The sequence below is a fragment of the Methanotorris formicicus Mc-S-70 genome (assembly GCF_000243455.1).
In the GTDB taxonomy this organism is placed as follows: domain Archaea; phylum AGJL01; class Methanococci; order Methanococcales; family Methanococcaceae; genus Methanotorris; species Methanotorris formicicus.
Map to the genome: position 1 here is coordinate 1 of NZ_AGJL01000105.1, position 1,654 is coordinate 1,654.

Here is a 1,654-nt window from a genome sequence, read left to right on the forward strand (position 1 = left end):
CTTTATGTAAAGAAACTGGTTTATTGTTAATCTAAGTATTTAAATGTATTTGCGAAAGTCCTATAAATGATTTTTAAGGGGATTTTTATGAAATTTAGGGGTTTGTTATTTTTAGGGATATTGTTTGTTTTAGGTTTAGTTTATGCAGGTTATGTAGAATACAATGAAAGTTTTGATACTTCACAGGACTTTACTATAACTTACAAGTATGTGCCTAATGTGAGTTCAGATGATTTAGATTATACAAATAGTTGGGTATTTCACTGGGTTCAGGATGCCAGTTGGGATGAAACTGAATATGGCAAGAGATTTGAAGTAGGTTATTGGTATAATAGTAAGAATAACCATCAGTTTGAAATAAAATTAGGTGCTACAAATAAAACATGCTATATGATTAAATTCCCAGACCTTGAAATGGAAAAAGGGAAAGAATATTATTTTACAATAGTTAAAAATGGAACAAATATTAAATTTTATGTTAATGGAAAACCATATAATGGAATAGCAAGATTGGCTAAGTCTTGGAAGAATGGGTTTGAATGGTTAGATTGGGAATATAATGTCACTGGTGGGAGTATAACAATCCCTGAAAACTTTACATTGGCAAATGCTACATCTTCAATAAACTTCAATCCTACATACCATAAAAGACATATGCCAAGAATTGACTATGGATTTATAGCTTCTCCTTATGCTAAATCAGAGGATGAAATTAGAGAAGATCTTAAAAAACTTGGATTTGGTAATAAACCAGTAAAAACACCGATTCCACTGCCAGTAGTGGCTATAACATTAATACTAATAACTCTAATGTTGGGGGATAAGATATGGGAAAGAAAGTATTGATAATAGGAATTTCTGCTGTAATTTTAATTTCTATCTTCTTATTATTCAGCACAAAAACCCAAGTTAATTATGATGATAAGACATGGTTAAAAATAACTGTTTGGGGAGATGATGGATATACTGTTAAAAAAACAGATAGGACTTTCGCAAATACATTTAAATACTTAGATTAACAATAAACCAGTTTCTTTACATAAAGAGATTATGGCATTCCCAACGGCTATTCGATTTAGTTCTCTTCTAAACTCATACCAAGTAATCTTTTTATCGATTCTAATTTTCTCTAAAATAAAGAAAGCCCTCATAGCTAACGAAATATGTCCTAATACTGGAAATCTTTTTCTAACGAAGAAATTTCCAATATTGCAGCACTGTTTAACTCCTCTGTGGAACTCTTCGATTCTCCAAGAGGCGTTTTTGACCTCTTGAAATTCTCCGAAACTCATAAATAGGTTATTCGTTATATAATATACTGCCTTTCCGTTTTGGAAAGGCAGAAGAGTTTGACATATCCTACTTTCCTTAGATAAACGATTAATCCACTTTCAGGAATTTCTCCAAGTTCTTTAATCGAAATCCACTCACCGTTTTTGGAGAGGTTTATCTTCCTGTTCCTTTAATTCTGCAGAGGTAAAATAAACCTAACTTATCGATAAGTTTAAGTTTCTTTGCTCGAATACCAACTATCGAAGCAGATATATCGAATATTAAATCCCCTTTCAACTAAAGAGAGTATTATTTCCCTGCATAAATCATTCTTCGTCTTTCCATCCCTTGGTCTATCATAAACTCTAAAATCGATTGGAAT

2 protein-coding genes and 1 pseudogene are annotated in these 1,654 nt (G+C 31.5%); 2 read left to right on the plus strand and 1 reads right to left on the minus strand.

All coding sequences use genetic code 11. The features are described 5' to 3' along the window. The first annotated feature begins 87 nt into the window (after nucleotides 1-87). Together METFODRAFT_RS09545 and METFODRAFT_RS09550 are read left to right on the plus strand one after the other, a co-directional pair. Nucleotides 88-846, plus strand: a complete 759-nt coding sequence (locus METFODRAFT_RS09545) for a hypothetical protein (RefSeq protein ID WP_007045422.1) — start codon at nucleotides 88-90, stop codon at nucleotides 844-846. Next, nucleotides 828-1,019 (plus strand): hypothetical protein, encoded by a 192-nt coding sequence (locus tag METFODRAFT_RS09550; protein WP_007045423.1) that lies wholly within the window; start codon nucleotides 828-830, stop codon nucleotides 1,017-1,019. Before METFODRAFT_RS09545 ends, METFODRAFT_RS09550 begins: the two co-directional genes overlap by 19 nt. On the opposite strand, the pseudogene METFODRAFT_RS12005 reads toward METFODRAFT_RS09550, so the two are convergent. Then, a pseudogene (locus METFODRAFT_RS12005) lies at nucleotides 1,011-1,654 on the minus strand (transposase); the annotation flags it as partial. The gene METFODRAFT_RS09550 and the pseudogene METFODRAFT_RS12005 overlap by 9 nt on opposite strands.